Below are 25468 nucleotides of genomic sequence, written 5' to 3' on the forward strand. Positions count from 1 at the left end.
CTCCGGCGGCAACAACCGCGCCACTGCTCTGTCCTTGAATGTCTGTCCGTATCGCGCCAATTCATTCTCTCTTTACTGCCCCCAGGTTCCAATTCTATCCGGGCGGCATCTATTCTGACGCGGGGGGGAAGGAGTACGGCATCACGGAGTTGGAATTGCTCCGCGCGGCCGGCTTTGTGAAGGACAAGCCGAAGAAGTTGCCGGCCAAATACTACGATCCGTCATCGGGCAAATCGTGGACGGGGCGCGGCGCGTGCCCGAAGTGGCTGGCTGGCAAAAACCTGGATGACTATCTGATCCGCCCGGCTGCGAAGCCCTGGTGGCCAGGGGAAAATTGATAGGCCCGACGAATCTTTGCGCGTGCACGGTGTGACCACCTGTCCGCGACGGACAACGCTCCGCGACGTCGAGCGACGCGATCACCAACGGCGGTGACGAGGACTTCGTGGCAGTGCGTCTGCATGTGTTCGACGGCGGCACCAACGACACGTTCGGCCTCGCGCGGGGGAATTTCGCCTCCTCCTGTACCAATACGAGCGTGACTCAGCCGCAGTCGACGCCGTACGTCTCCGATTCCATGCAGGATTCTGGGCAGGGGCGCAACGCAGGCTCCCCGAACTGCGAGTTCACCCTTGCCGCGTTAAATACTCTGATAAACTAAAAACTTCCCCCGAAGATTACCGAATAAACCACGCGATTTGAGGTTGTATGGCTAGCAAGACGCTTCAGCGCCTGATGGAGGAGGCACCGCGCGGGCAACCGCTCGACACGGAAATGCTGAAGGATATGGGTGTCAGCCCGGCACTCGCGACTTACATGGTCAAGGCGGGATGGCTGCAGCGACTGTCCAAGGGGGCCTACCTGCTCACGGGAGACAGCCCAAGCCGGGAAGGAATCGTCGCGTACCTGAGTCGACGAGTGCCAGGCCTGCATGTGGGGGGCAAGGCCGCACTCGACTGGCAAGCCGGACGTGACAACATCGACTTCCGTGCGAAGGTCATCTTATGGGCACAGAAATCCTGCGAGATTCCGGCGTGGGTTGACGAGCACATGTGCTACGCGTTCCAGACCACCCAGATCTTCAACGACGAGCTGCCGTATGACGCGGGCCTCGAGCCACTGCCGAACGGCAATCCGCATGTGCTCGCTTCCGTTCCGGAACGCGCACTGCTCGAACTCGCCAGCGATATCGGCAAAGGGCAATCGATGGCGGAAGCGATCAATCTGATGGCGTCGCTGAGAAACATTCGGCCTTCCGTCCTCGAGCGATTCATGATGCACTGCAAGCGCGTCAAGGTTCTTCGGCTGGTTCGGGATCTGGGTAGGAGCAGCGACTATGCGTGGGGGGCAGACTTGCAGCGGTATGTCGACCGGATTGGCGCCGGGACGCGGTGGTCCAACGTCAACAAAGACGGCGAACGTCTGACGCTCAACCCAAAATGAACGAACCCTACCTCGCTATGATCCGGTTGCGCCTCGCGATCGCCCCCGACGTCTTGCCGCTCTCGCATGCTGCTTGCTGCGCCCCACACTGACCTTTGATCGGACATCGGGGCCTCTGTCTGGTCCTCTGAAAACGCTGTGACGACTTGATTGAAGCCACACAACGCTTGCCTCTTGGAACTACCTCTATGTCGGACACTTTCGAGCTGATTGCCATCTCCTTGCCGCCCGACATGGCGCCCGAGGCGTTGCCGGCTGCGGTGAAGTCGATGGTCGCCGACTGCTGGCCCGGCATGAGCCGGGGGCAACTCATTGCTCGCGCGCGTCGCCATGCACTTCGACTCTCGTTACGTGCACGCGAAGCCTGCGCCCCGGGTGAGATCGGGCGGTTCTGTCTGTACCTGACAGCAGACGGCGAAACCGTGCGTCTTGTAGCTCACCTGCGACGTGTCCTTCGTCGTCGCAAGCTGATGCGGTCCGGGAAACCCGTGAGAAATTCCGGCACACCCCCACGGGATCCGCGTCAGGCCTCGCTGTTTTGATAACGATGCCGTGGTGAGTGCCGATGCGATACTTAAGGATACCTACATGATGATCTTGACTGCGAAAGGCTTGTAGGGCTTGGGCTGCGGGGGCCGAGGGCTGTTTCGCTCAGGCATGAGCCGGATGACATTGGCGGCACGATGACGAAGCAAGCGGGCAAGGTGATCGATTGCGAGCATCCGAATGCAGGTAGGTGACGAACTCAGACAGGATAGGGATAACCCGCGTTCATATTGGGGAATACTCCGATGACGACGGACCGTCGTCATGGCCGCTCGGCCCTTTGTTTACAGGGGCCAGCGGCCTAAGTCGCGAGAGTTTCCCCTATTACCCGAGGCTGCCTATAATCGCTATCAACTTGTCCAAGAAATCGCGGTTACCAAGGTGAGGGGTGTCCAAATGGGACAGTGCCGTCGCATCCATTCGCGCTTCGTCCTCGCAAGCGCGATCGCCGGTCTGGCAAGTCTGGCAGGCGCAGGCCTCGCGCACGCCGAGGACAGCCCATCGAGCTTGCCGAGCGGGTTCAAGCCATCGGAAAGAACGATCAACGTCTATGCAGTGTACGGTGACGGACGTGCGACCGAGGGTGGCGATATGCATTGGCGTGCCTACGAAGTCGGCTTCGGCGATGTCTTGAATGACTACCTTTCGGTCTACCTCGCGTATGTGAACGAGGGGCATCCCGCCGATCACCACCGTGACGGCTTCGCCGCCCTGGGTTCGTTTCGTTGGCCGGTCGGCGATCGCTTGGCGCTCGAGTTGTCGGCGGGGCCGTATTTCAGCATGGACACGACACATGTCGACAACCAGCCGCGTAACGAAAAGCGATGGGGCGTGCGCGCGTCAGCAGCGGTGCGGTATTACGTCGTTCCCAACCGCTTCTTCCTCAAGGTGCAGTACAACCACGTTCAGATGATCGACGGATTCAACTCCGACGTGGTGCTCTTCGGCATCGGCTCGGATTTTGGCGGCGATCCTGGCCCGGCGCTTTCGGACGGCAAGACGCAGGTGAGCGTTTGGGCCGGGACGTCGCAGACGAACCGTCCCCAAGTGCCGATCGAAAAGGGGTATATGGTCGAAGTCAAGCGGCCGCTCGGCAATGCGTGGGCCTATTCGGCGAGCTTCGTCTATGAAGGCAATAACGGCGTCGCCGGCCGAAGAGGTGTGGCAGCGCAATTCTGGTACGTCGCGCCGATCAGGAGCAAATGGACGCTTTCGGCAGGTGTAGGCCCGTATCTCTCGCATGATCGGGACGAGGTCTCGAGCAAGACGAGACTCAATGCCTTGCTCAGCGCGCAGGTGACCTATCAGGTCACGAACGATTGGGCGGGGAGCTTGCGCTTCAATCGTGTCGCAACCGGCAACAACAAGGACCAGGACATGTTCATGGTCGGCCTGGCGCGCAATTTCTAGCGTCTCATTCCGACTTCGCTCGCGCAAACGGACTGGATTGACTGCGATACGTGAGCGAATTCGCAATCCCCGCTCGTCGACGAGAAGAAGCGACGCACCCGAAGACCGAACACCTCCGCCCTCTCGATTCAATAAAACTCGTTCCGATTAGGAAACAGCTCGCCCAAGGTGATCGCACGATCGCCCCGATCGGATATCTCACCGAGTGCTCCCGGTGCCTGACCTTCCCGATAAGCGCTCGGCGACACCCCGCGGCGGCCTGGACTCGACTGTGCATCGAGGCTGCGCTGGTTCAGCCGCGCGGCGATCAGCACGAGTCCGGCGAGCAACGCGGTCGCGCCCGACGTCGCGATCAGCACGTTGAACACCTGCTCCGGCACCACGTAGTTCGCAATCACGGTCAGAAAGCCGAACGCGGTCGACGCGAGCACGGCGGCTTTCGGCGTGCCGGTCGAGTCGGTGCGCTGCAGGAACGCAGGCGCGTCCTTGCGCTTTGCGAGCGAGAAGAGCATCCGCGACGCCGTATACAGTGCCGAGTTCAGGCAGCTCGCGACCGAGACGAGCACGATGACGTCGATGATCGCCTTCGCATGCGGCACGCCGAGCAGTTCCATCACGCGCTGGTAGGAGCCGTGCACCGGCAGCAGCGGGTCGTTCCACGGCACGATCGCGGTGACGAACAGGATCGAGCCGAGATAGAACAGCGAGATGCGCCAGATCACCGAATTCGTCGCGCGCACGATCTGGCGCTCCGGATGTTCGGATTCGGCCGCGGCGATCGTCACGATTTCGGTGCCGACGAACGAGAACATCGTCATCAGCATGCCGGCGAACACCGCGCCGATCCCGTTCGGCATGAACCCGCCGTGCGTGACCAGGTTCGCGAAGCCCGACACTGGGCCGCCCGGCAGCAGTCCGAAAACGGCCGCGCCGCCGATCGCGATGAACAGCGCGATCGCGACGACCTTGATCAGCGCGAACCAGAATTCGAATTCGCCGTAGTTCTTGACCGAGAAGAGGTTGGTGACCGTCAGCAGCAGCGTGATGCCGAGCGCGCCCGTCAGCGCATAGGCGAGCAGCGCCGCTGGTCCGGCTGCCGCGATGGCGTGTCCGGAGCCGACGAACAGGCCCGCGCCGATCACGCCCGCGATCGACAGCATCGTGACGTGGCGTTGCTTCAGGCCTGTCGCGAGGCCCGTGTGACTATTATTCATGTCATCCTCCAATCCATATTTTTGATTTCTGGCCTGCTGTCCAATGAACTGCGCCTTCCAGGACGGCGATGCGGCGCCTCGGCACGCAATTGCCCACCTGGCGACGTGTATCTTCTCGGCACAAAGCCATGGGATCTAGAAAATATCCGACCGCGACCCATAACAAATGCGACGCGCTGTTGATCGGCTGCGACACTTTTCGTCCCGTCGTGAAGCCGGGGCAGTTAGTTTCCTTGAGCGCCGCTTTTGATCTTTGCCCCGGCCGGCTTCGGCAAATATGAATTCGCTTGCCGTGCGACATCCCGGAAAGGGTTGCCGACGGAACGACGGGAGTCAGAAGCGGTGCTGGATACCCAACATCACACCGGTCTGGTTCTCGCCCGGCTCGACCGTTCCGCCCGCCGCCACGGACACCGCGCTGGTCCGGCTATTTACCATGTAGCCCGCCAATGCATAGATGAACGTGCTTTTCGACAGCAGGTAGGTCGCGCGGGCCGCAACCAGCGTCGCATTCGAGATCCCGTGTGCGATGTAGTGGGAGGCTTGGGCATCAAGCGACCATTGAGGCGCGGGCATATAGTTGATACCCCCGAAATACAGATCGGAGCGCATCGATGCGGCCGCGGCCTCGACGATGCGATGCACCCAGCCCAGCCCCACTTTTGCTTGCGCGAACCGGTAATAGGCGTCGACCACCGTATGCGTATCCGTGAAGGCGCTGCTCGTGAGCGGTGCAGACGCACCCTTTCCGCCGCGCATCTGGTCGTATGATCCTGCAACGCCGAAATTGGCCCCCTCGTATGCAAGCATGCCGGTGAACTGCTTGCACGCCAGATAGTCACCCGGCACCTGTCCACCACAATTCGTTGCGGACGGACCGGCGGGACCGGCGGCATCGCGGCCGAAGCTGTAGGTTGCGCCGACCGTCAGTCCACCAAATTTCCCCGTATACGCGATCGAGTTATCGCTTCTCGCATTCGCCAGATACGGATCGAAGTTCGCGAATGAGTGCAGCGATGGCCCGATGATATCGGCATAACCCAGTGTGTTGTAGGTCATGTTGAACTGGCGGCCAAGCAATACGGTGCCGTACGCCGAGCTCATGCCGACGGTTGCGGTGCGCCCCATCAATCGTCCGCCGTATCCGAGCACGCCCGTGTCCGGCGCAAAGCCGCTTTCGAGGTTGAACAATGCCTTGAGACCGCCGCCAAGGTCCTCGCTTCCTTTCAATCCAAAGCGCGACGGCAATTCGCCGGTAATCGACGGCATGCCAAAGGACGAGCCGCCGCCTGCCGCGTGGTTGTAATAGGCGACGCCCGTATCCATGATGCCGTACAACGTCACGCTGCTTTGCGCGTGCGCAGTCGCCGCAACCAGGGCCAAGCCCGCCAATGCATGCTTTTTCACAGATCTCCTCCCGTTATTGAAAGAACTCGGATCAGACGAAATCGCGTCATCAGACCTGCGATTGCGGCGACTCCGCTCACGCGAGGCAAGACGAACGAATCTGCTCGAACGTTTCGCACGCTTTTGCTATTTGGATTGCCCCAAGACGTCGAGCAGGATCTTGCCCGCGACATCACCTCGTTCCAGAGCGTCGTGTGCTGCGCTGGCCAGTTCCAGCGGAAGACGCTGCGTGATCATCGGTTTGACCGTGGTGCCGATGAGAGGCCATACGTTCGCGTGCAGCCAGCGCGCAATGCCGTTTTTCTCTTCGTTCGGCAGCGGCCTCAACAAGGAGCCGGTCACTACCGCCTCTTTGCGCATCAGTTCACGCAGCGGGAAGGCCAGGTCGGCATTTCCGCCCGGCGACAGATGCACCACGCGGCCTCGGTGGGCGAGCGCCTCGATGTTCTGGCGACCGTAGGCGGCACCGGCCATGTCCAGGATGACGTCCACGCCTTTCCCGCCAGTAGCCGCCTGCACCGCATCAGTGAATGCGATGGTTCGGTAGTTGAATGCCTTAACCGCACCGAGCGCTTCCGCCATCGCGCACTTCTCATCGGTGCCGCATGTCGCATACACTGCGTGGCCGCGTGCCGTCAGCATTTGGGTCGCCAGGGTGCCGACGCCGCTCGTGCCGCCGTGGATCAGCACGGATTCGCCCGGAGCGAGTTTCGCCACATTGAAGAAGTTGTGCACGGTGGTGAACAGGGCTTCCGGCAGTGCCGCCGCGTCGCGCAGCGAGATTGCCGGCGGAACAGGCAAGACCTGTCCCGCGTCGGCAATCGCATATTCCGCGTAGCCGCCGCCATTGACGAGTGCGCATACCTCGTCACCCATCTCGACGCTCGTGACGTGCGCGCCGACACGCGCCACGACACCGGAAACCTCAAGCCCTGGCACGGGGCTATGCTCCGTGTCAGGGCCGCGGCGGCGTTGATTGACGTCATGCCGGTTCACGCCGGCGGATACGACCCGGATCAGCACGTCCGACGAGCCACATTTCGGCACGGGCATTTCGACCGGAACAAGGACTTCGGGGCCGCCGGCAGCAGTAATCTGGATGCCGATCTGATGATTCGGGATGGGTTCGAAGTGGTTTTCTTGCATTTTTATTAGCATTGCGAAGTGATATGTAGGCAACCGATCCCCGGAGAGAGGCGCTTGGGAATATTCAGGAGATCAACCTCGCCAGTGGCGGGATCGATCAGAGGATACGGTTACGCACTTGCAAATCGGACGGACCGGGTGCGGAAGACAGCATCGCGGATATTGGCCACGGTGCTCGATCAAGTCGGCATCGACGTCGAGTTCATCCCGCCCGCTTATCGGCGGTTCCGTACATTCCGGAATCGGCTGTCTGCGCGGTGTTCGCACGGTCGAGAAGCAGCACGAACACGGCGGCGGTCCCCAGCACTGCGCCGAACACGCGGTACAGCATCGACGGTGTCCAGCCGAGGGTCAGCATGTAGCCCGTCCAAATCGGGACGACGACCGAGACGGCTCGTCCGAATCCGATCATCAGGCCAACAGCCGTACCTCGCACGATCGCGGGATAAATGGGCGGACTGATTGCATAGAAGGCACAAACACCACCACTCGCGCAGACGCCGACGAGCATGGCAAGCGGTATAGCCAGTGCGACATTTCGGAAGTACACGGCATACAGCGTGTACACGACAGCACCACCAATCAGAATCAGGGCGGTTACCATGACCGGACGGATCCTGAGCGACAGGCTGGCGAACAGCAACGACCCAATGACGCCGCCGATCATGATGAGCGTGCCGACGTGCACACCATACCCGAGGCTTCCGGTCGCGTCCGCGATCAGTTTGGTGGTCCAGGTATTGGCGAAATAGAAGGCGGCGATGAGTCCCGCGTAGCCGAGCCAAAGGCAGACGGTGCGGAGCAGCATGATGCCACCAAATATCGATTTCGCCGCGACCGCAAACGCAGGACCGTCGCTTTTGCGGGAAGCGTCAGGAAGCACCACGGATTGGGGGTGGCCGAGCCAGGCGGCGATCTTGTTGTATTTTTCCAGCGCGCGCTTGGGCCGACGCTCAATCAGGTATTCGGCCGACTCCGGCAGCATCAGGGTAACGAGGGCAGTCATCGCCAAAGTCAGCAACCCACCGAACGCGAACGGTCCACACCATCCGTATCTCGCAACGAGAGGCTCCACGACGCTACCCGCGAGCGCGGAACCCAACGGCAGTCCAATGCCGTATAGGCCCATGACGACGCCACGGCGCTTGTCGGAGCTGTACTCGGAGACAAGGACATTGATACTGGCGATCAAGCCGCCAATGAACAAGCCTGCAAACGCCCGGACAACGAGCAATTCCTGGATATTCTCGGCTCTGGCGGACAACAGCATCCCGACGGTGACCAGCACGAGACACAGCAGAATGTGGGCGCGACGCCCGATCCGGTCTGCGAGTGGAGAAATGATGGCCGCACCAAGCGCCATTCCAAACACGCTCGCGCTGAGCAGATAGCCGGCTTCGACCGGGCTCAGCTTCCATGCCTTCGCCAGATGCGGCATCACGAATGGCAGCACAATGATCTCGTAACCGTCGATCATCGTAAGCAGAATGCAAATGACAATCACGACGATCTGCTGCCATTGCATCGGCCGGTTCTTTATCGCTTCACGGATGTCCATGGTCCGGATGTCCATAAAGTTGTCTCCTGGTGTTTGTCTAGGCTTCGCATTGATGACCCCAGCGTACGTGCGGTCATCCCTCGCTATTCGAATACTTCCTCAGTGCAAGCAACACTTCATGTCGGGTTTGCCTTTCAGCCACCCGTAGTTTCGAGCCAGCCGCTCCATCTAGCGCCATGAATGGAGTCGACCCGTCCTTTCGCCAGGTTCAGAAGCGCCGGCGCGCGATGCCTCGATCCAGCCGAGGACAGCGCACCGGCAGAGCCTTATTCAGCACGGATGTGGTTCCGGAGTACGCCGAGCTTGCTCACTTCGACCTCCACGACGTCGCCGTTCTTCATGAAAACCGGCGGGTTGCGCTTGGCGCCGACGCCACCCGGCGTGCCGGTCACGATCACGTCGCCAGGCGTGAGCGTAATGAAGCTGGAGCAGTAAGCGATCAGCGTCGGGATTGAGAAGATCAGCATGTCCGTTGTCGCGTGCTGCATGATTTGGCCGTTGAGGCGCGTCTCGAGCGTCAGCGCTTCGTTTTCGCCGATTTCATCGGACGTGACGAGCGCCGGGCCGAATGCCCCGGTTGCCTCGAAGTTCTTGCCCGGCCCCCATTGCGCCGTATGCAGTTGCCAGTCACGAACGCTTCCATCGTTGTAGCAGGAGAAGCCGGCGATGTACTCGTGCGCTTTGTCTTCGCAGATGCGGCGACCGCCCTTGCCGATGACAACGGCGATCTCGCCTTCGTAATCGAGACGATCCGATTCAGGCGGCAAGAGGATCGCTTGCTCGTGACCGATCTGCGATTCGGCAACTCGCATGAAGATGGTCGGGTGCTCGGTGCGTTGCCGGTTGGTTTCCTGCACGTGCTCGTCGTAGTTGAGCCCTGCGCACAGGATCTTGTTGGGGTCGGCGACGACGGGGCGATACGCGTCGATTTCCGACAGCGCGAAGTCGGCTTCCGACTTCGCGCCCAGTTCCTTGACTGCATCGATGCCGACCTGGCGCAATGCCGCGCCCAAATCGGAAAGATTCAGACGCGCGCCGATGTCGACGACGCCCTGATCGGTGACTGCGCCAATGCTGTTGGTGCCGTTACGGGAAAAGCTGACCAGCTTCATGAATGAATCTCCAGGTTTCTACTGATACTTGATAAAAGAGACGCTCGTGACGCAACACGATGCGGCCAGTGCGTCTCGGGTTGACGATTGGCCCGATCAGGACGCCAGGGCAGGCGATTTTTCCGCCTCGAGAATGTGACCGAGACCACTGACGAGGGCCTGCAACTGTTGCAGGTCTGATGCTGTGCCAAAGATGTAGCGGTCCGGTCGAATCACGATCGCTGCCGCATCGAACTCCTTCAAGCAGTCCATCGCTTCGGCGCTTCCGGCGTCGATCACCGTGAGCGGACAACGCATTCCCTCGCGCAGCGCTTCGGCGGATGCAGTGTCCAGCAGGCCCGGCTTTGCGAGGATGGCGAACGTCTGACCGGCGTTCGCGTCGAGGCGCTGTCCACCCGCAAGCATCGGCTGTGGCGCGACGAGGCCGCTTGCCGTCTGCGCCAGGCGCAGATCGCTCTCGCCCAGACGAGGACTCAGGCTGCGCAGCATCCGCGGTGCGACTGCCAATGTGCGGTCACGTTCGGCGACCTCTTCCGGATCTCGTGCCTGGATGATGCGACCGAGCTCAACGGCCAGCTTGATGTACTCGCTGGCGTGCGGAGCACGTTCGCCCTGGTAAGTGTCGAGCAGCGTATCGACGGCCCCGTGGCGGCACACGGCCATGAGCTTCCAAGCCAAGTTCGCGGCATCGCGAATACCCGCACACAGGCCCTGACCGAGGAATGGTGGCGTTTGGTGGGCGGAATCGCCCGCCAGAATCAGCCTCCCGCGGCGCCAGCGTTGCGCAACCAGGGCATGGAAGGTGTACACCACCGCGCGTTCGAGTTCAGCATCGTCGGGGGTCATCCAGCGCTCGATCAGCGACCAGACGGTGTCCGGCCGCGCCATCTCGGCTGCGTCTTCGCTGGCGTGCAGCATGATTTCGAAGCGACGGCGATTGCCGATGCCGCGCACGTAAGTAGCGGGTCGGGCGGGATCACAAAACTGGACGCTGTAGTCGCCCAGCACGGACCAAGGGCGCTTCAACACGGCGTCAAAGACCAGCCAGCGCTCATGAAGCCCCAGATCGGTCATCTCGGTGCCGATCAATCGGCGCACCAGCGAGCGAGCGCCGTCGGCCCCTACCACATATGCCGCTTCGAGGGTCTTGAGCTTGCCGCAGCTGAGGTCTTCAAATTTGACCGTGACATGGTTGGCTGACTCGTCGATTGCGTACACCTCGCTGCGCAGATGCACTGACACGTCGGCATGCTCGGCCAGTCGTGCACGCAGCACGCGCTCGAGGTCAGGCTGATGGAAGCGATAGCTCGAATGCCAGCCCTGCGCGCCGATTTCCTGAGGCCGCGGCCAATCCACCAGCAGCTGCCCGTTCGCGTTGACAAATTTCATGCCCGGCGAAATGTGGCAAGACGCGGCGACTTCCTGCGCGATGCCGATCGCGTCAAACACCCGCATGCATTCCGCATCGAAGTGAACCGCACGAGGCAGGGCGTACGGGGCTGACTCTCGCTCCAGCACGGCTACGGTCAATCCACATCTCGCCAGCAAATTGGCGAGCGTTGCGCCGACTGGGCCCAGCCCGATGACTGCGACGTCGTACATGATCTGCTGTCTCCAGTTGTGCTATCACATTGTGATAGAAGTATAGGCGTGATGGCTTGAACGTCAAGAGATAAGTTGATAAATTATCGTATAGTGATACTTAAAAGGAGGTGGAGATGCGTAAGGGACTGAGCTTCAGCCATGTCGGGATGTACGTCAGAGAGCTGCCTACCATGGTCCGGTTCTACACGGACCTCCTGGACTTCACGATCACCGACGCCGGCACGCTGGCCGGGCCGAACGGGCCGGTTGATCTGGTATTCCTGAGCCGTGACCCGAAGGAGCATCACCAGATCGTGCTTGCCACCGGCCGCCCCGAACATGTGCCTTTCAACGTGATCAACCAGATTTCGCTCCGGGCCGATAGTCTCGCCACGCTGAGGGAATTGTTCGGGCGTCTTGCCGAAGCCGGTGCGACTGACATCCAGCCCACCACTCACGGCAACGCGATATCGGTGTACACGCGCGACCCGGAAGGCAATCGACTTGAGTTGTTCGTTGACACGCCGTGGTATGTGAGTCAGCCGATGAAGGTGCCGGTTGATTTTTCACTCACCGATGATGTGCTGATGGACGCAGTCGCAAATCATGCGCGCTCGCTGCCGGGATTTGAGCCGCGAGAGACTTGGCAGGCGCGAATGGCTGAGAAGATGGGGATTGCCTGAAGGGCAATTGGCGGGTAGGGGGCGACGCGGCCTTCGCTACAATAGCGGCTACTCCAGCCCCACTTTCGCTACATTTGCTCCGATGTCAAGCTCGTCCAAAATGCTCTCGATTCTCGATCTCTTCTCGATCGAGAAACCCGTGTGGCCAATGGAGACCATATGCGCCACGATCGGCTGCTCGGCCCCGACGGCTTATCGCTACCTGCGTGACCTTGTCGATGCCGGCTTGCTTGCCCGGCTGGGCAATGGTAGCTACACGTTGGGCCCCAGAGTCATGACGCTGGACTACCAATTGCGGACGGTTGACCCGTTTTTTTCGATGGGGCATTCCCTGATGCGCGAGCTATCGGAGCAGACGGGCTGCGATTGCGTCATGACAAGGATGTTCGACGAAGAGATTGTTGATACTCACCGGGAAAGTGCCAGCGGGGGGCTGGATCTTGCCTACGGAAGGGGCCGTCCCCGGCCGCTGTTTTTGGGATCCGCGCCAAAAGTGATTCTGGCGACGCTGCCGCGGGCGCGGCTCAAGCGATTGTTCGAAAAGCGCGCTATCGAGATTCGTGATGCGGGCATGGGCGAAACTTTTGAGGAATTCTGGCGCGGCCTGCAGAAGATCAGCAAGGAAGGCTATTACGTGTCGCGGGGCGAACTGGAGGCACAAATGGCTTCGATTGGCGTGCCGCTTTTTTCCAGCGGCCCGCAGGCGACTGCCGCGCTTGCGCTGGTCACGTCACTGCAACGTTTCGAGTTCATGGATCACGGCAAGTTGCTCAAGCAACTGCAAGCAACTGCCCAGCAGATTGCAGCCGCGGTCGCGGATCACACAATAGGCGCGCATTGACCCTCGTGCTGTACGGTTCGCGCATGCCCGCGTTCGGCGAATGGCTGGCCCATTTCGCGCTGCCGTCCGTGGCATCGATCGCGCGCACGTTCGTGATGCTTCGGATCACTCAGCGACATGCGCTTCGCGGCCATTGCGTGTCGGGTTTACAGGTGCGGCCGCTCACCGGCGGCGGGCGCATTGCGATGGCCGGCATTGCGATGGCCGGCATTGCGGTCACGGCCGTTGCGCTGATGGCGGCGTCGATGACGGATTGTCCGCTCGGGTTGCCGACCGCGGTCGCGGGATTCGTCACCGCCGCGTGCGTCCTGTACCGGGATCGCACGGCGTGCGTGCCGATCGTTCGCGAAATTTCATGGAGCGTGCTGCCACTCGTCGCGGGATTGTTCGTGCTCGTTGAGGCGCTCGATCGGAACGGTGCGGTGCGCGCACTGGCCCGGCTGCTGCGCGAGTGGACGGCAAGCGGCGAGCAACGGGCGTGTCGATCACGCTGTCGGCGATACGATGCCGAGAATGGAGACGAGGAGAACCACGCACGTCAGGAGACCGAAAGACAGGATCAGCTTCGTGCGGACCGTTAACCGTTGATCATTCGCCGGTCACTCCAGGCGCGCGAATTGCTCCGTTTCCGCGCAACACACGCGGTTTCTGCCTTCGCGCTTTGCACGATAAAGTGCCATGTCCGCCTGATGCGACAGCGCGTGCACGGACGCGGGGCGCGCGCGATGGCCGGTTGCGCAGCCGATGCTGATGGTGAAGGCCGGAACGGTTTCCGCAAACCCGTCGAGCCGGTTGCGTTCGACTTCGCGGCGAATCGCCTCCGCGACCTGCCAGGCACCGCTTTCATTCGTATCCGGCAACACCGCGACGAACTCCTCGCCGCCGTAGCGCGCGGCGAGATCGCCGCGCCGCCGCGTGTTCGTGCGGATGCATTCTGCGAGAAAGCGCAGCGCCGTGTCGCCTTCCGCATGGCCGTGCCGGTCGTTGTACTGCTTGAAGTGGTCGGCATCGATGAACAGAATCGACAGACTGCCGTTGCTGCCCCGCTGCAGCCGTTCCCATTCGTCGGCCAGTGCGATATCGAGCGCGCGGCGGTTGCACAGGCCCGTCAGCGGATCGGTCCGCGTGAGGTCCATGAGCAGCGTCTGCTTGCGCAGGTTGTCCCGCAGCGCAAACGTAAGCAGCCATACCACCGCGCAGAACAGTGCGCTGATCACGGTTGCGGATACGCCGACCGTCCACGACAGGCGCGTAATGCCCGCCAGGACGGCGTGCTCGGCCGGCGCGACGACGGCGATCAGCGGCGTGCCCGGCACCCGCTGGTATGTATACAGCCGCATGATGCCGTCGATGCTCGAACGCGCGGGATAGAAGCCTGATTCACTGTTCACCATCCGCTCGAAGGCTTTCGAGCGACGCAGGTGGTTCATCTGGTTGTCGTTCAACGACGGATTTCTCGCGAGGATCGTGCCGTCCGCGCGCAGGATCGCGCTGACACCGTTCGGGCCGACATCGAGGCCGGACAGGAGTTGATCGAAATAGGCGAGGTCGATGGCGACCACCGCGATTCCGTTGAACGTAAGATCCGGCCGGTCGATGCGCCGCGACAGCGCGATGGATTCCTTGCCGCCGCGCGAGCGTGCGCGATAGGCCTCGGACACGTAGAGGCCGACGTTGTCCGCATCGCGATGGACCTTGAAGTAGTCGCGATCGCTGAAATCCCAATGATGGGTTGCGCTGCAGCATCCGTCGATCAACTGGCCGCGCTTGTCGGTCACGCCCATGCCGGTGACATATTGCGCGGTAGTGCGCTCGAACAGCAGGTCGTGCCGCAGCCCTGCATTCATACGCTGCACCGCGGGCTTGCCGAGATCGGACGCGAGTGCGACCAGTGCGTTGTTCGACGTTTCGACGGTGCGCGCGATCTGGCTCACCAGCACGGCTGCGACGTTGCGCGACGTCTCATGTGCGTGCTCGACCACTTCGCTCCGTCCGGCCCACAGTGTCGCCGCGCTGATCCCGAGCGCGGCAAGCGACATCAGCGTGCCCAAGGCCCCGACGGCAAGATAGTTGCGTCCGGCCCAGTCGGCAATTTTCTCGATCGAAGTGAATGCGGGCATGCGCGCGCTCGTATGGAAAGCCGGCTGCAATTGCTCCGGCGCAGGTCAAATCCCTGTTAACGGCACGGTTAACCGAAAATCGAGGCCGGCACGGCACTCAGTTGAAGGCTGCGGCCGCGCCCGCATGCCAACTTGCCGCAATGCGCGCTATTCCTTTCTCCACTTTAGACAGCCGCTGCGGTGACTGGTCGTCGTCTTTGGCCTCGGAACGTGCCTAAACGGAACGACGCGGAACGACGCGCAGCAAAATAGCGACGTATCGGCCAAACGCGGCAAGCCTGTTCGTCAGTCGTGCGCGTTGGCGCAGGCAGCCGATGCATCGGCCGGCGCCGCATCGCGGCGCGAGGCGAACTTCGCGATACGCCAGCCGAACACGATGGCCGGCCCGAGCGTTGTGCCGGGGCCGGGGTAGGTGCCGCGAAAGATCGATGCGAGATCGTTGCCGCACGCGAACAGGCCGGGAATCACGCGCCCGTCGACATCGAGTACCTCGCCGTTCGCGGTGCCGCTCAGGCCAGCGCTGCACGCGAGATCGGCGGGCCACACGGTCACCGCATAGTATGGCCCCGCGCCGATCGGCCGGATGCATGGATTCGGCTGTTGCGCCGCGTCGCCGTTGAAGCGGCTCATCGGGTTGCTCCCGCGCTGGAACGCCGGATCCTTGCCGTCGGCGGCGTCGAGGTTGTAGGTCGCGACGGTGCGCGCGAGACCGGCGGCGTCCACCTGCAGCTTCGCCGCCAGTTCGGCCAGCGTCGCGCCCTTCACCAGATAGCCGGCGCGTTCGAATTCGGCGATGCGGGCCGCGCTGCGTGCCGGCATCAGCAGGCCGAGGCCATACGTGTGGATGAACGCCGCATCGACGATCAGGTGGGCCGGCACGCTCGGCCCGTTGCCGTCGTCGCGCAGCATCCCCATCACGAAGTCGTGGTACGAATTCGACTCGTTGACGAAGCGCTCGCCGCAACGGTTGACCGCGATCAGGCCGGGCTTCGCGCGGTCGAGAATGATATGCGGCCATACGCTGTCGTCGCCTTTTTCTGCGCCCGGTGCGCGGCGGATCGAGCACGGCATCCACAGCCCAGGGCTGTCGCCGCCATTTTCGACACGCGCGTTGACGCGCTGCGCGCGATCGACGCCGTCGCCGGTATGGGTGTCCGGTGACAGCGACAACGGCTGCGCGGCAGAGGGGAAGAACTGCCGGCGCAGCGCCGGATGGCGCGTGATGCCGCCTGTTGCGAGCACCACGCCGCGACGCGCACCGATTCGCCGGCGGCCGCCGTCCGGCGTCGCGACGATCGCGCCGGCAACGCGGCCGTTCTCGCGCACGAGTTCGAGCAGCGGCGTGTCGAAGCGCACCTCCACGTTGCGCTTGAGCAGGCTGTAATAAAGCCGCGCGGCGAGCGCGTTGCCCATTACGAGCTGCGTGCCGCGCGGAAAACGCAGCCGGTCCATCGCATAGCGACCGACGACCGCGATCGTGCGCGTGAAGTGCGCGACCGATGCGAACGGCGCGAGCAGCGCATTGAGGTCATTGCGCGCGACCATCATTCCGCCGAGCCCCATGAATTCCTTGCGCGGCGGCCGCACGCGCGCGAATGCGCGGCCGAGCACGCGCGCATCGAACGGCGCGGGCACGAGCGCGCGGCCGCCGTATGCGGCGCCGGGCCCGTTTACGTAGTCGGGGTGCGCGGCGGCGGCGATGAACTTCACATCGCTGATGCGCGCGAGTTCGTCGATGGCCTCGGGGCCGCTTTGCAGAAACGCTTCGCGCGCATCGTCGCCGCCACGCGCGCCGACCACCGACTGCAGAAAGCGCCGTGCATCGTCGACGCTGTCGGGCACGCCCGCGTTGACGCTCAGGCGTGTGCCCGGCACCCACGTCGTGCCGCCAGACGTGGACGTGATGCCGCCCACCGCGCCGGTTTTTTCGCATACAAGGACGGCCAGACCCTCGTGATCGGCGACCAGCGCGGCGGTCATGCCCGCCGCGCCCGCGCCGAATACCAGCAGGTCCACTTGTTCGTCCCAGCCCTGATCGATGACCGCACCCATGTCCACGTCTCCTTCGTTCCGTCCCGCCATGCGTGCCGATTCGGCGCACGGTAGACGATGTCTTGATGATTGTGGAATATTATTCCAATAAATTTAAAAGTGGAATGGTGTTCTGGAAATTGACGTGTCTGCACAGGCCGATCGACCGCATCCCGATCGGCACGTTCGCATGTTCGCGCGATAGATCGTATCGAGCCCGTCGATGTCGCCCGGGTGAGCGCCGAAGAAGCCGGTCAGCCAGTTGGTCGGGCTGTACTCGTGGTGATGCGGGGGGAACGGCGGCGCGGTGCGCCGCCGTTTTGCATCGAAAGCGGTTCAGCGGGTGCGCGGCGTTCGGACAATGCGACGCGCGCGGCCCCCGGGCTCGCGCTTAGGCGGCGGCATCCGTCAGGAACGCGACCATCCGGTCGCACACGCGCGCGAACATCTGCGTGCCGGTGACGGTTCGGCAGCCGCGTGCGCGCGCCGCCTCGATGAACGGCGTGAGCGGCGGCTTCGTGACGACGTCGCCGACGAAGGTGGTGGCCGGCACGCGCGACACGTCGACCGGCAACGGATCGTCCGCGCGCATGCCCATCGGCGACGCGTTGACGAGCACATCGAACGATTCGGGCGCGACGTCCGCGGCGGCGACGCGCGCCGTCCCGCGCTGCAGCGTCGCGAGCCGCTCGACTAGCGCGCCGGCGCGCACCGCGTCGTTGTCGCGCACGTCGACGGACGCGGCGCCTGCCGTGACCAGCGCGTGGCCGATCGCCGAGCCCGCGCCGCCCGCGCCAATCAGCAGCGCGCGCTTGCCGCGCAGGTCGCAGCCTGCGTCGGCGAGCGCGGCGACGAAGCCGGTGCCGTCGAACATGCCGCCGTGCCAGCCGGCGTCGGCCGTGCGGCGCAGCGTATTCACCGCGCCGAGGAACGCGGCTTCGTCGGACAGGCTCGTGCAGAACGCGGCGGCGCTGAACTTGTGCGGCACGGTGATGATCACGCCGTCGACATTGCGCATCGGCGACACGCCCGCGAAGAACGCCGCGAGATCGTCGGGCGCGACGTGCGCGGGGACGACGAGCGCATCGAGCCCGGCCTCGCGCAGCGCGGCCGTCACGCCTTTCGGCGAGCGTACCTGCGCGATCGGATCGCCGACGATGAAATGGATGCGCGTCGCGCCGCTCAGGCCTTCGTCGAGCGAAACGGGAATGGTCACGGTCAGGGTGGAAGTCATGCTGTTTTCATCTCCGGGGTAGAACCGGCATCGTCGTGCACGATGCCGAGCAGTCTTGCCTGCGTGGCCGCGTCCTGTTCGAGCGCGGCCGCGCTGCTTTCATGTGCGACGCGGCCGTTGACGAGCACGTACGCGCGGTCGGCGATCGGCAGCACCATGTCGGCCTGGTGCTCGACGATCACGACGCTCGCGCGCTCGCGCAGCTTCACGACGGCGTCGAGCACTTCCTGCACGACGGCGGGCGCGAGCCCTTCGAACGGCTCGTCGAGCAGGATCGCCTTCGCGGGCGCCATCAGCGCGCGCGCGATCGCGACCATCTGCCGTTCGCCGCCCGACAGATGTTCGGCGCGCGCGTCCTTGCGCGTCGCGAGGCGCGGGAACAGCACGAACATCTCGTCGACGCTCGCGCCGCCCTTGCGCGCGGCGAGCCGCAGGTTTTCGGCGACGGTGAGGTTCGGGAACAGCCGGCGCCCTTCGGGCGCCATCGCGAGGCCGAGGCGGTTGATCTCGTGCGCGGGGCGGCCGGTGATGTCGTGGCCGTCGAACGTGATGCGGCCGGCCGTGATGTCGGTGACGCCGGTTGCGGCGCGCAGTGTCGTCGTCTTGCCGACGCCGTTGCGGCCGAGGATCGCGATCACTTCGCCTTCGTACAGCGTGATGTCGATGCCGTCGAGGATCGTGTTGCCGGTGTAGCCGGCCTTCACGCGTTCGAGCAGCAGCAGCGGGCGGCGCGCTGCCGCTGCCGAGCCGTCGCGTTCGCGATGTTCGTCGTCGCGCCCGGCCAGCCGCGCGTCGACCGGCCGTTCGCCGTTCGCATGGCCGAGGTACGCTTCGATCACTTCCGGGTGGCGCGCGACTTCGGCCGGCGAGCCGTCTGCGATCAACCGGCCGCGATGCAGCACGCTGACGCGATCGGAGATCGTCAGCACGCGGTCGATGTCGTGCTCGATCAGCAGTACCGCATGATGGTTCGCGAGTTCGCGGATGATCGCGGCCACGCGCGCGCGATCGGCTTCGGCGAGACCGGCGAGCGGCTCGTCGAGCAGCAGCAGGCGCGCGCGCGTCGCGAGCGACAGCGCGATTTCGAGCAGGCGCTGTTCGCCATGCGAGAGGCTTTCGCATGCGTGCGCCGCGCGCTCGACGAGCCCGACCGCCGCGAGCAGCGACCAAGTCTGCGCATTCTGTTCGTCGAGCGCGTGCGCATCGCGCCAGAGGCCGAGGCGATCGTGCTGCGAGGCCTGCACCGCGACGCGCACGTTCTCGAACACGGACAGGTTGCGGAACACGCTGAGAATCTGGAACGAGCGGCTCATGCCGAGCCGCACGCGGCGGAACATCGCGAGCTTCGTCACGTCCCGGCCGTCGAACGTGATCGTGCCGGCCGTCGGCGACAGCACGCCCGTCAGCATATTGAAGAACGTGGTCTTGCCCGCGCCGTTCGGGCCGATGAAGCTGTGCAGCCGGTACGGATAAACGTCGAGGTCGATCTGGTCGGCCGTCACGAGCGAGCCGAAGCGCTTCGACAGAACGCGCACGCTCAGCACCGGCGTGTCGGGATCCGAGTCGATGCGGCTCGCGCGATATGGCGCGATGACGTCGGGGCGCGCGGGAATCGTGTCGCGCACGAGCGTCCAGCGCGGGCGCCGCAGCATGCGCTGCACGATGCCGTGAATGCCTTCGGGCGAGAAGAACGCGAACGCGATGATGATCGGCGCGAAGATCAGCCACCAGTGTTCGGTCAGGCTGCTCAGCTTGTCCTCGAGCAGGATGAACGCGATCGCGCCCCACAGCGGCCCCAGGAACTGGTGGACGCCGCCGAGCACCGTCATCAGCAGGCTGTCGCCCGCGTGTTCCCAGCTCAGGTTGTTCGCATACGCGCCCTGTAGCATCAGGCACAGCAGGCCGCCCGCGTAGCCGATCACGGCCGCCGAGATCACGAACGCGCGCAGCTTGAGCCGGTAGGTGTCGTAGCCGAGGCTCGCCGCGCGCTGCTCGTTGTCGCGCAGCGCCTGCAGCGCGCGCCCGAACGGCGCGTGCACGATGCGCCACAGCACCCATGCGACGGCGATCACCGTCACGCACGCGAACACGTGGAAGCCGACGGTCGTGGGGAAGGTCGGGCGCGGCACGTTCTGCAGGCCGTTTTCGCCGCCGGTCAAGTCGGTCCACTTGAACGCGATCTCGAACGCGATCTGCGAGCACGCGAGCGTGAGCAGCGAGAAATACAGCCCGCGCCGGCGTAACACGATCGCGCCGATCAGCGCTGCCAGCACGGTCGTCACGATCACGCTGGCCGCGAGCGCGAGCATTTCATTGCCGAGCACGCGCAGCAGCGACACCGCGACGAGGTAGGTGGTCGTGCCGAAGAACACCGATGCGCCGAACGGCACGAGCCCCGTATACGCGACGAGCAGGTTCACGCCCATCCCGTACAGCGTGTAGATTGCGATCTGCGTCGCGCGTTCGAGCGGCGTGCCGGTCGCGGTGAGCGCGAGCGACACGACGATCAGCGAGGTGGTGAGCACCACGACCGGGTGCCGGGTCAGTTGGCCGAGTTTCATTCGAAGCGCTCCCAGCGTTCACCAAACAGCCCGCGAGGGCGCACGAGAAGGACGACGGCCATCAGCACGTACATCGCGACCGACGAGCCTTCGGGAAAGAACTGCACGGCCAGCGCGGTCACGATGCCGACCAGCAGGCCTGCGACCACGGCGCCCGCGAACGAGCCGAGGCCGCCGATCGTCACGATCACGAACGCGGGCATCACCGCGGCGGTCGCCATGCCGGGCGTGACCGTGAGCAGCGGCGCGGCCAGCACGCCGGCGGCGCCTGCGAGCAGCGCGCCGAGCGCGAACGCGCCGGTCAGCACGCGCGGCAGGTTGATGCCGAGCAGGCCGACCATTTCCGGATCGCGGCTGCCCGCGCGCAGGATCCGCCCGTACGGCGTGTAGTTCATGAACCACCACAGCGCGACGAGGATCGCGACCGTCGCGACCAGCACGAACAGCCGGTACTTCGTGATCAGCAGTGGCCCGTAGACGAGAAAGCCGGTGAGTGCGTCGGGCGGGCTGAACGGAAGGCCGCCGGCACCCCACACGAGACGCGTCAGCGCGGTGATCAGCAGCGACAGCGCGAACGTGACGATCAGGCTGAGCAGCGGCTCCTTGCCGTATAGCCGCCGGATGAAGACCACCTCGATCAGCACGCCGACCGCAGCGACGAGCAGCGGCGCCAGCACGACAGCCGCCCACCCGAACTGCGTCGACAGCGCGATCGCGAAATACGCGCCGAGCGCGAACAGCGCGCCATGCGCGAAATTGACGATGCCGAGCAGCCCGCAGATGATCGACAGTCCGATCGCGAGCAGCACGTAGAGGAATCCCAGCACCAGTCCGTTGGCGACCTGGGACAACACCATTTCTGCCATGCCCTTACTCCAGTGTGCGGCCCGCCGGGCCCGCGCCGCACCCCGTCGGAACGGGGCGGGCAGCGAGCCGCGGCGTGCGCGGGATACGCGTGGGGCTTGCCGGCGCATGTGCCGGCGGTGCGGCGGCGCGCGGCGTCAGCGCGCGGCCATCGTGCAGCCGATCTCCTGGCGCGTGCCGTACAGGCGGTCGAGCTCGGCCGGGTTCTGCGGCACGACGGAGATCTGGTCGAGCCAGTCCCATTTGTCGGTGATCCCGTCCTTCACCTTGAACACGGTCCAGCGCCGCAGCAGCTGGTGATCCCACGGCCGGAAGTGTGCGGGGCCGCTGCCGTCGGCGAACTGCACGGTCTCCAGGCTCTGCACGATGTCCACGCCGGACGTGCTTTTCGCCTGGTTGATCGCCTGCAGCAGTGCGCGGGTCGTGAACCAGCCGATCCAGGCCTTGTCGGCGGGCGGCTTGCCGTACTTCGCGGCGTAGCGCTTGACGAATGCGACTTCGTCCGGCGAATGGCCGGGCGAGCTGAAGTGCCACGGCTTGCCGTAGTAGCCGGTCGCCGCATCGACGCTGATCGACCACAGATCCGAATCGCCGATGATCGGGCACGCGACCGGAATCCGGCCTTTCATGCCCATTTCCGCGTACTGCTTCAGGAACGTCGACAGGTCGCCGCCCGGCAGCCCGAGCAGCACGACGTCGGGCTTCGACTGGCGGATCTTCAGGATGAACGAGCTGAAATCGGTCGTGTTCAGCGGCGTGACGTCGGCGCCGCTGATCGTGCCGCCGGCCTGTTTCAGCAAGTCGGACATCGAACGCTGGATGTCCTGCCCGTACGCATAGTTCGCGACGAGGAAATGCCACTTCTTGCCGATCGCGAACAGCGACGGCGCGAGCGCGCGGCAGGTGACGGGCGTCGGGCTCAGCACGCGGAACGTATACGGGTTGCAGCTGCTGCCGGTCAGCTCGCGCGCGGCGGCGTTCGGCGCGATATAGGGGGTCTTGGTGCGCCACGCGACCGACGACATCGCGAGCGACGTGCCGCTGTTCGTGCCGCCGATCACCGCGATCGCCTTGTCCTGCTCGACGAGCTTCTGCATGTTCTGCTGCGCCGACTGCGGATTGGGTTCGTCGTACCACACGAGGTCGACGCGGCGGCCGCGCGCCTGGTTGCCCGCGTCGTCGAGCGCGAGCTTCACGCCGTTCGCGATCACCTCGCCCTGTTCGGTCCACACGCCCTGCTTGGCCATCAGCAGGCCGAGCTTCAGCGGCTGTTCGCCCTGTGCGCGCACGATCGCGGGCGCGGCCAGCGCCGCCGCGCCGCCTGCGAGCGCCTTGCCCGCGGTCACGAGCCACGCGCGGCGCGACAGCGCCGGGCTGTCGGGCGCGTCTGCCCGATGGCTGGAAAGGGTGTCGTCCTGCTGGTGCTGGTCCGTCATCTGTCTGCGCTCCTGTTCCCGGTGAGTGGTCGATTCCGTGCCATCGCGACGCGTGGCGAAATTTTTTGATGAACTCTAGTTCAAACTGGAATAGTATTCAACAATCAAAGAAGATTTCAAGAAATCGGGGTATTCACCCGGTTGGTCGCGGATACGCGTCGTACAACCCGAACAAGGAGATGAAGCGATGGCAAGGAGACGGCTGGCGGTGATCGGTGCAGGCGCGATCGGGCGAATGCACGTGGAGCGCGCGCGTGTGCATCCGCACGTGGAAGTGGTGGCGATCGCGGACCCGTCACCGGCGGCGGAGCAGTTCGCGCGCGCCGAAGGGCTGCGCTGGCTCGCCGACTACGCGGCGATGCTCGATGACGTACGTCCGGACGGCGCGATCGTCGCGACGCCGAACGCGACGCATGTGGCGGTCGGTCTCGCGTGCATCGAGCGCGGCGTGCCCGCGCTGATCGAGAAGCCCGTGTCGGACAGCGTCGAGGAGGCGGCCGGCATGAGCCGCGCCGCGCGTGAAGCCGGCGTGCCGCTGCTGGTCGGGCACCATCGCCGCCACAATCCGATCCTGCGGCGTGCGCGGGAGATCGTGCGCGCCGGACGGCTCGGCCGGCCGGTCGCGGCCAATGCGCTCGCGACGTTCTACAAGCCCGACGCGTATTTCGACGTCGAGTGGCGCCGGCAGGCGGGCGGCGGCCCCGTGCTGATCAACCTCATTCACGACATCGACATCATGCGTTTCCTGCTCGGCGAGATCGTCGAGGTCCACGCGCAGACGTCGAACGGCGTGCGCGGTTTCGACGTCGAGGACACGGCCGCGGTGCTGCTGCGTTTCGACAGCGGCGCGCTCGGCACGCTGGCGGTGTCGGACTGCGCGGTGTCGCCGTGGAACTGGGATCTCGCAGCGGGCGAGGCCGCGCACTATCCGCGCCAGCAGGTGAACACGCATTTCCTGATCGGCACCGATGCGTCGCTCACGCTGCCGCAGCTCGATCTGTGGGAGTACCGCGGCGGGAAGGGCTGGCACGAGCCGCTGACGGTCGAGCGCTGCACGCCGCACGGCGCGGACCCTTACCACGAGCAGTTGCGCCACTTCGCGGCGGTGATCGCCGGCGACGAATCGCCGCTGTGTTCGGCGGACGACGCCGCGCGCACGCTCGCGGCGACGCTCGCCGTGCATCGCGCGGTGGCAGCGCGCACCGCAGTGGCGCCCGCCGCCGTCGCCGCCTAGTCGTCTAGCGGCCGGTTGCGGCGAGTGCCGGCAGGTGATGGCGGTAGAACGCGATGGTCTGCCGCAGCCCGTCGTCGAGCGCGGTGCGCGGCAGGCCGGGCAGCAGGCGCGCGAGCGCGGGATCGTCGGGGAAGGCCGTCGCGATCGGCAGCGGCGGCCCGTCGGCGTCGATGCGCGCTTCCGGCGCGAGAGCCGCGATCCGCTCGATCAGCGTGGCCACCGGCGTGATCTCGCCCGCCAGCGTGAACGCGTGCGCGCCGTCGACGTCGCGCAGCAGCGCGGCTTCGTACGCGGCGGCGACATCGTCCGCGTATATGAGACCCGTCGCGCCGCTGAACGGGATCGTGTAGCGCTCGCCGCGCGCGGCCGCGCGGCATGCGAGGCTCGGCCCGGCGCTCGATCCCGTCTCGCGTCCGGCGCCGTAGACCACCAGCGGACGGAAACCGACGCTCGCGATCCCGTGATCGTGCCAATACGCGCGCGCCGAGCCCTCGCACGCGAGCTTGAACGCGCCGTAGTGCGTCTGCGGCAACGGCACGGCGCCGTCGTCCGGGCCGAATACGCCGGCACTGCTCGCATAGAGCACGCGCCGCAGCCCGGCCGCGCGCGCGGCCTCGAACACGTTCAGCGTGCCGATCAGGTTGACCTGCGCGCCGCGCACCGGATCGGCCGCGCAGCCGGGCGTGAGGATGCCCGCGAGATGGATTATCGCGTCGCAGCCGTCGAGCGCGCGTGCGGTGGCCGCGGCATCGGCGACGTCGCCTGTGCGCCATTGCACCGCCGCGGCGCGTGCGGGCGCGAGCGCGTCGACCAGGCCCGGGTTCGCACTCAGGTCGAAACTCACGCATTCGATGCCGCGCGCCAGCAGCCTCCTGATGATCCACGCGCCGAGAAAACCGCTACCACCCGTTACCAGTACCCGCATTGTCGTGCCTCCCTGTCGTCACAAAGTCTTTGCGAAACTCGAATTAGTGGAATAGTATTCCACATCGAAAGAACATTCCACAAACGTCGCGGCGACATCGCATCCGGCGTTGGAGACAT

General features: G+C 64.5%; 21 protein-coding genes and 1 pseudogene. 9 read left to right on the plus strand and 13 right to left on the minus strand.

Features of this window, described 5'->3' with window-relative positions:
• Positions 1 to 38: 38 nt before the first annotated feature.
• From DID96_RS23370 to DID96_RS23390, 5 genes are all read left to right on the plus strand, one after another.
• Positions 39 to 338 carry an H-NS family nucleoid-associated regulatory protein gene (locus DID96_RS23370; RefSeq protein WP_311767765.1) on the plus strand — a complete coding sequence of 100 codons (300 nt, stop codon included), beginning with the start codon at positions 39 to 41 and terminating at the stop codon, positions 336 to 338.
• Positions 339 to 445: 107 nt separating this feature from the next.
• Positions 446 to 661 carry a hypothetical protein gene (locus DID96_RS23375; protein WP_124601640.1) on the plus strand — a complete coding sequence of 72 codons (216 nt, stop codon included), beginning with the start codon at positions 446 to 448 and terminating at the stop codon, positions 659 to 661.
• 47 nt (positions 662 to 708) lie between these two features.
• The gene (locus DID96_RS23380; protein ID WP_124601641.1) at positions 709 to 1443 is read left to right on the plus strand and encodes a type IV toxin-antitoxin system AbiEi family antitoxin domain-containing protein; all 735 of its coding nucleotides are present in this window, start codon (positions 709 to 711) and stop codon (positions 1441 to 1443) included.
• Between the two features lie 188 nt (positions 1444 to 1631).
• Complete coding sequence (locus tag DID96_RS23385; protein WP_124601642.1) at positions 1632 to 1985, plus strand: hypothetical protein; 354 nt, start codon at positions 1632 to 1634, stop codon at positions 1983 to 1985.
• Positions 1986 to 2385: 400 nt separating this feature from the next.
• On the plus strand, positions 2386 to 3399 hold the full coding sequence (locus DID96_RS23390; protein WP_124601643.1) for a hypothetical protein: 1014 nt from the start codon (positions 2386 to 2388) through the stop codon (positions 3397 to 3399).
• A 272-nt stretch (positions 3400 to 3671) separates the two neighbouring features.
• On the opposite strand, the pseudogene DID96_RS23395 reads toward DID96_RS23390, so the two are convergent.
• The 6 genes and pseudogenes from DID96_RS23395 to DID96_RS23420 form a co-directional block, all read right to left on the minus strand.
• Positions 3672 to 4613, minus strand: a pseudogene (locus DID96_RS23395) (amino acid permease); the annotation flags it as partial.
• A 333-nt stretch (positions 4614 to 4946) separates the two neighbouring features.
• On the minus strand, positions 4947 to 6020 hold the full coding sequence (locus tag DID96_RS23400) for a porin (RefSeq protein WP_124601644.1): 1074 nt from the start codon (positions 6018 to 6020) through the stop codon (positions 4947 to 4949).
• Between the two features lie 126 nt (positions 6021 to 6146).
• Positions 6147 to 7166 carry an NAD(P)H-quinone oxidoreductase gene (locus tag DID96_RS23405; protein ID WP_185732337.1) on the minus strand — a complete coding sequence of 340 codons (1020 nt, stop codon included), beginning with the start codon at positions 7164 to 7166 and terminating at the stop codon, positions 6147 to 6149.
• A 202-nt stretch (positions 7167 to 7368) separates the two neighbouring features.
• Complete coding sequence (locus tag DID96_RS23410; protein ID WP_124601646.1) at positions 7369 to 8739, minus strand: MFS transporter; 1371 nt, start codon at positions 8737 to 8739, stop codon at positions 7369 to 7371.
• A 251-nt stretch (positions 8740 to 8990) separates the two neighbouring features.
• The gene (locus DID96_RS23415; protein WP_124601647.1) at positions 8991 to 9836 is read right to left on the minus strand and encodes a fumarylacetoacetate hydrolase family protein; all 846 of its coding nucleotides are present in this window, start codon (positions 9834 to 9836) and stop codon (positions 8991 to 8993) included.
• A gap of 96 nt (positions 9837 to 9932) precedes the next feature.
• On the minus strand, positions 9933 to 11438 hold the full coding sequence (locus tag DID96_RS23420; RefSeq protein WP_124601648.1) for a bifunctional 3-(3-hydroxy-phenyl)propionate/3-hydroxycinnamic acid hydroxylase: 1506 nt from the start codon (positions 11436 to 11438) through the stop codon (positions 9933 to 9935).
• Positions 11439 to 11554: 116 nt separating this feature from the next.
• Here DID96_RS23420 and DID96_RS23425 point away from each other — a divergent pair, with 116 nt between their 5' ends.
• The 3 genes from DID96_RS23425 to DID96_RS23435 all read left to right on the plus strand — a co-directional run bounded on the left by DID96_RS23425 (position 11555) and on the right by DID96_RS23435 (position 13525).
• On the plus strand, positions 11555 to 12103 hold the full coding sequence (locus DID96_RS23425; RefSeq protein WP_124601649.1) for a VOC family protein: 549 nt from the start codon (positions 11555 to 11557) through the stop codon (positions 12101 to 12103).
• A gap of 100 nt (positions 12104 to 12203) precedes the next feature.
• Positions 12204 to 12944 (plus strand): IclR family transcriptional regulator, encoded by a 741-nt coding sequence (locus DID96_RS23430; protein ID WP_124601650.1) that lies wholly within the window; start codon positions 12204 to 12206, stop codon positions 12942 to 12944.
• Entirely contained in the window at positions 12941 to 13525 is a 585-nt protein-coding gene (locus DID96_RS23435) for a hypothetical protein (RefSeq protein ID WP_260463987.1), read from the plus strand. The genes DID96_RS23430 and DID96_RS23435 overlap by 4 nt, the downstream gene beginning before the upstream one ends.
• 18 nt (positions 13526 to 13543) lie before the next feature.
• Here DID96_RS23435 and DID96_RS23440 read toward each other — a convergent pair whose 3' ends face one another.
• From DID96_RS23440 to DID96_RS23465, 6 genes are all read right to left on the minus strand, one after another.
• Entirely contained in the window at positions 13544 to 15064 is a 1521-nt protein-coding gene (locus tag DID96_RS23440; RefSeq protein ID WP_124601651.1) for a sensor domain-containing diguanylate cyclase, read from the minus strand.
• A gap of 285 nt (positions 15065 to 15349) precedes the next feature.
• On the minus strand, positions 15350 to 17116 hold the full coding sequence (locus DID96_RS23445) for an FAD-binding protein (protein WP_124601652.1): 1767 nt from the start codon (positions 17114 to 17116) through the stop codon (positions 15350 to 15352).
• Between the two features lie 370 nt (positions 17117 to 17486).
• A complete protein-coding gene (locus tag DID96_RS23450; RefSeq protein ID WP_124601653.1) occupies positions 17487 to 18329 on the minus strand; it encodes a shikimate dehydrogenase in 843 nt (280 codons plus the stop codon).
• Positions 18326 to 20890 (minus strand): branched-chain amino acid ABC transporter ATP-binding protein/permease, encoded by a 2565-nt coding sequence (locus tag DID96_RS23455; RefSeq protein WP_124601654.1) that lies wholly within the window; start codon positions 20888 to 20890, stop codon positions 18326 to 18328. The genes DID96_RS23450 and DID96_RS23455 overlap by 4 nt, the downstream gene beginning before the upstream one ends.
• A complete protein-coding gene (locus DID96_RS23460; protein ID WP_124601655.1) occupies positions 20887 to 21756 on the minus strand; it encodes a branched-chain amino acid ABC transporter permease in 870 nt (289 codons plus the stop codon). Before DID96_RS23460 ends, DID96_RS23455 begins: the two co-directional genes overlap by 4 nt.
• Before the next feature lie 135 nt (positions 21757 to 21891).
• The gene (locus DID96_RS23465) at positions 21892 to 23190 is read right to left on the minus strand and encodes an ABC transporter substrate-binding protein (RefSeq protein ID WP_124601656.1); all 1299 of its coding nucleotides are present in this window, start codon (positions 23188 to 23190) and stop codon (positions 21892 to 21894) included.
• A gap of 187 nt (positions 23191 to 23377) precedes the next feature.
• Here DID96_RS23465 and DID96_RS23475 point away from each other — a divergent pair, with 187 nt between their 5' ends.
• Positions 23378 to 24424 carry a Gfo/Idh/MocA family protein gene (locus tag DID96_RS23475; RefSeq protein ID WP_124601657.1) on the plus strand — a complete coding sequence of 349 codons (1047 nt, stop codon included), beginning with the start codon at positions 23378 to 23380 and terminating at the stop codon, positions 24422 to 24424.
• Positions 24425 to 24428: 4 nt separating this feature from the next.
• Here DID96_RS23475 and DID96_RS23480 read toward each other — a convergent pair whose 3' ends face one another.
• Positions 24429 to 25349: an NAD(P)-dependent oxidoreductase gene (locus tag DID96_RS23480; protein ID WP_124601658.1), complete on the minus strand. Its 921-nt coding sequence runs from the start codon at positions 25347 to 25349 to the stop codon at positions 24429 to 24431.
• Positions 25350 to 25468: the final 119 nt, after the last annotated feature.

Source organism: Burkholderia sp. Bp8963 (assembly GCF_003854275.1).
GTDB lineage: Bacteria > Pseudomonadota > Gammaproteobacteria > Burkholderiales > Burkholderiaceae > Burkholderia.

Excerpts from the sequence above, each read along its gene's own strand:
- DID96_RS23380 (WP_124601641.1), top strand. The coding sequence starts at position 709 with ATGGCTAGCAAGACGCTTCAGCGCCTGATGGAGGAGGCACCGCGCGGG.
- DID96_RS23480 (WP_124601658.1), bottom strand. The coding sequence starts at position 25,349 with ATGCGGGTACTGGTAACGGGTGGTAGCGGTTTTCTCGGCGCGTGGATC.
- DID96_RS23420 (WP_124601648.1), bottom strand. The coding sequence starts at position 11,438 with ATGTACGACGTCGCAGTCATCGGGCTGGGCCCAGTCGGCGCAACGCTC.
- DID96_RS23425 (WP_124601649.1), top strand. The coding sequence starts at position 11,555 with ATGCGTAAGGGACTGAGCTTCAGCCATGTCGGGATGTACGTCAGAGAG.
- DID96_RS23450 (WP_124601653.1), bottom strand. The coding sequence starts at position 18,329 with ATGACTTCCACCCTGACCGTGACCATTCCCGTTTCGCTCGACGAAGGC.
- DID96_RS23445 (WP_124601652.1), bottom strand. The coding sequence starts at position 17,116 with ATGGGTGCGGTCATCGATCAGGGCTGGGACGAACAAGTGGACCTGCTG.
- DID96_RS23410 (WP_124601646.1), bottom strand. The coding sequence starts at position 8,739 with ATGGACATCCGGACCATGGACATCCGTGAAGCGATAAAGAACCGGCCG.
- DID96_RS23370 (WP_311767765.1), top strand. The coding sequence starts at position 39 with ATGTCTGTCCGTATCGCGCCAATTCATTCTCTCTTTACTGCCCCCAGG.
- DID96_RS23415 (WP_124601647.1), bottom strand. The coding sequence starts at position 9,836 with ATGAAGCTGGTCAGCTTTTCCCGTAACGGCACCAACAGCATTGGCGCA.
- DID96_RS23475 (WP_124601657.1), top strand. The coding sequence starts at position 23,378 with ATGGCAAGGAGACGGCTGGCGGTGATCGGTGCAGGCGCGATCGGGCGA.
- DID96_RS23430 (WP_124601650.1), top strand. The coding sequence starts at position 12,204 with ATGCTCTCGATTCTCGATCTCTTCTCGATCGAGAAACCCGTGTGGCCA.
- DID96_RS23455 (WP_124601654.1), bottom strand. The coding sequence starts at position 20,890 with ATGAAACTCGGCCAACTGACCCGGCACCCGGTCGTGGTGCTCACCACC.
- DID96_RS23405 (WP_185732337.1), bottom strand. The coding sequence starts at position 7,166 with ATGCAAGAAAACCACTTCGAACCCATCCCGAATCATCAGATCGGCATC.
- DID96_RS23385 (WP_124601642.1), top strand. The coding sequence starts at position 1,632 with ATGTCGGACACTTTCGAGCTGATTGCCATCTCCTTGCCGCCCGACATG.
- DID96_RS23390 (WP_124601643.1), top strand. The coding sequence starts at position 2,386 with ATGGGACAGTGCCGTCGCATCCATTCGCGCTTCGTCCTCGCAAGCGCG.
- DID96_RS23465 (WP_124601656.1), bottom strand. The coding sequence starts at position 23,190 with ATGACGGACCAGCACCAGCAGGACGACACCCTTTCCAGCCATCGGGCA.
- DID96_RS23440 (WP_124601651.1), bottom strand. The coding sequence starts at position 15,064 with ATGCCCGCATTCACTTCGATCGAGAAAATTGCCGACTGGGCCGGACGC.
- DID96_RS23460 (WP_124601655.1), bottom strand. The coding sequence starts at position 21,756 with ATGGCAGAAATGGTGTTGTCCCAGGTCGCCAACGGACTGGTGCTGGGA.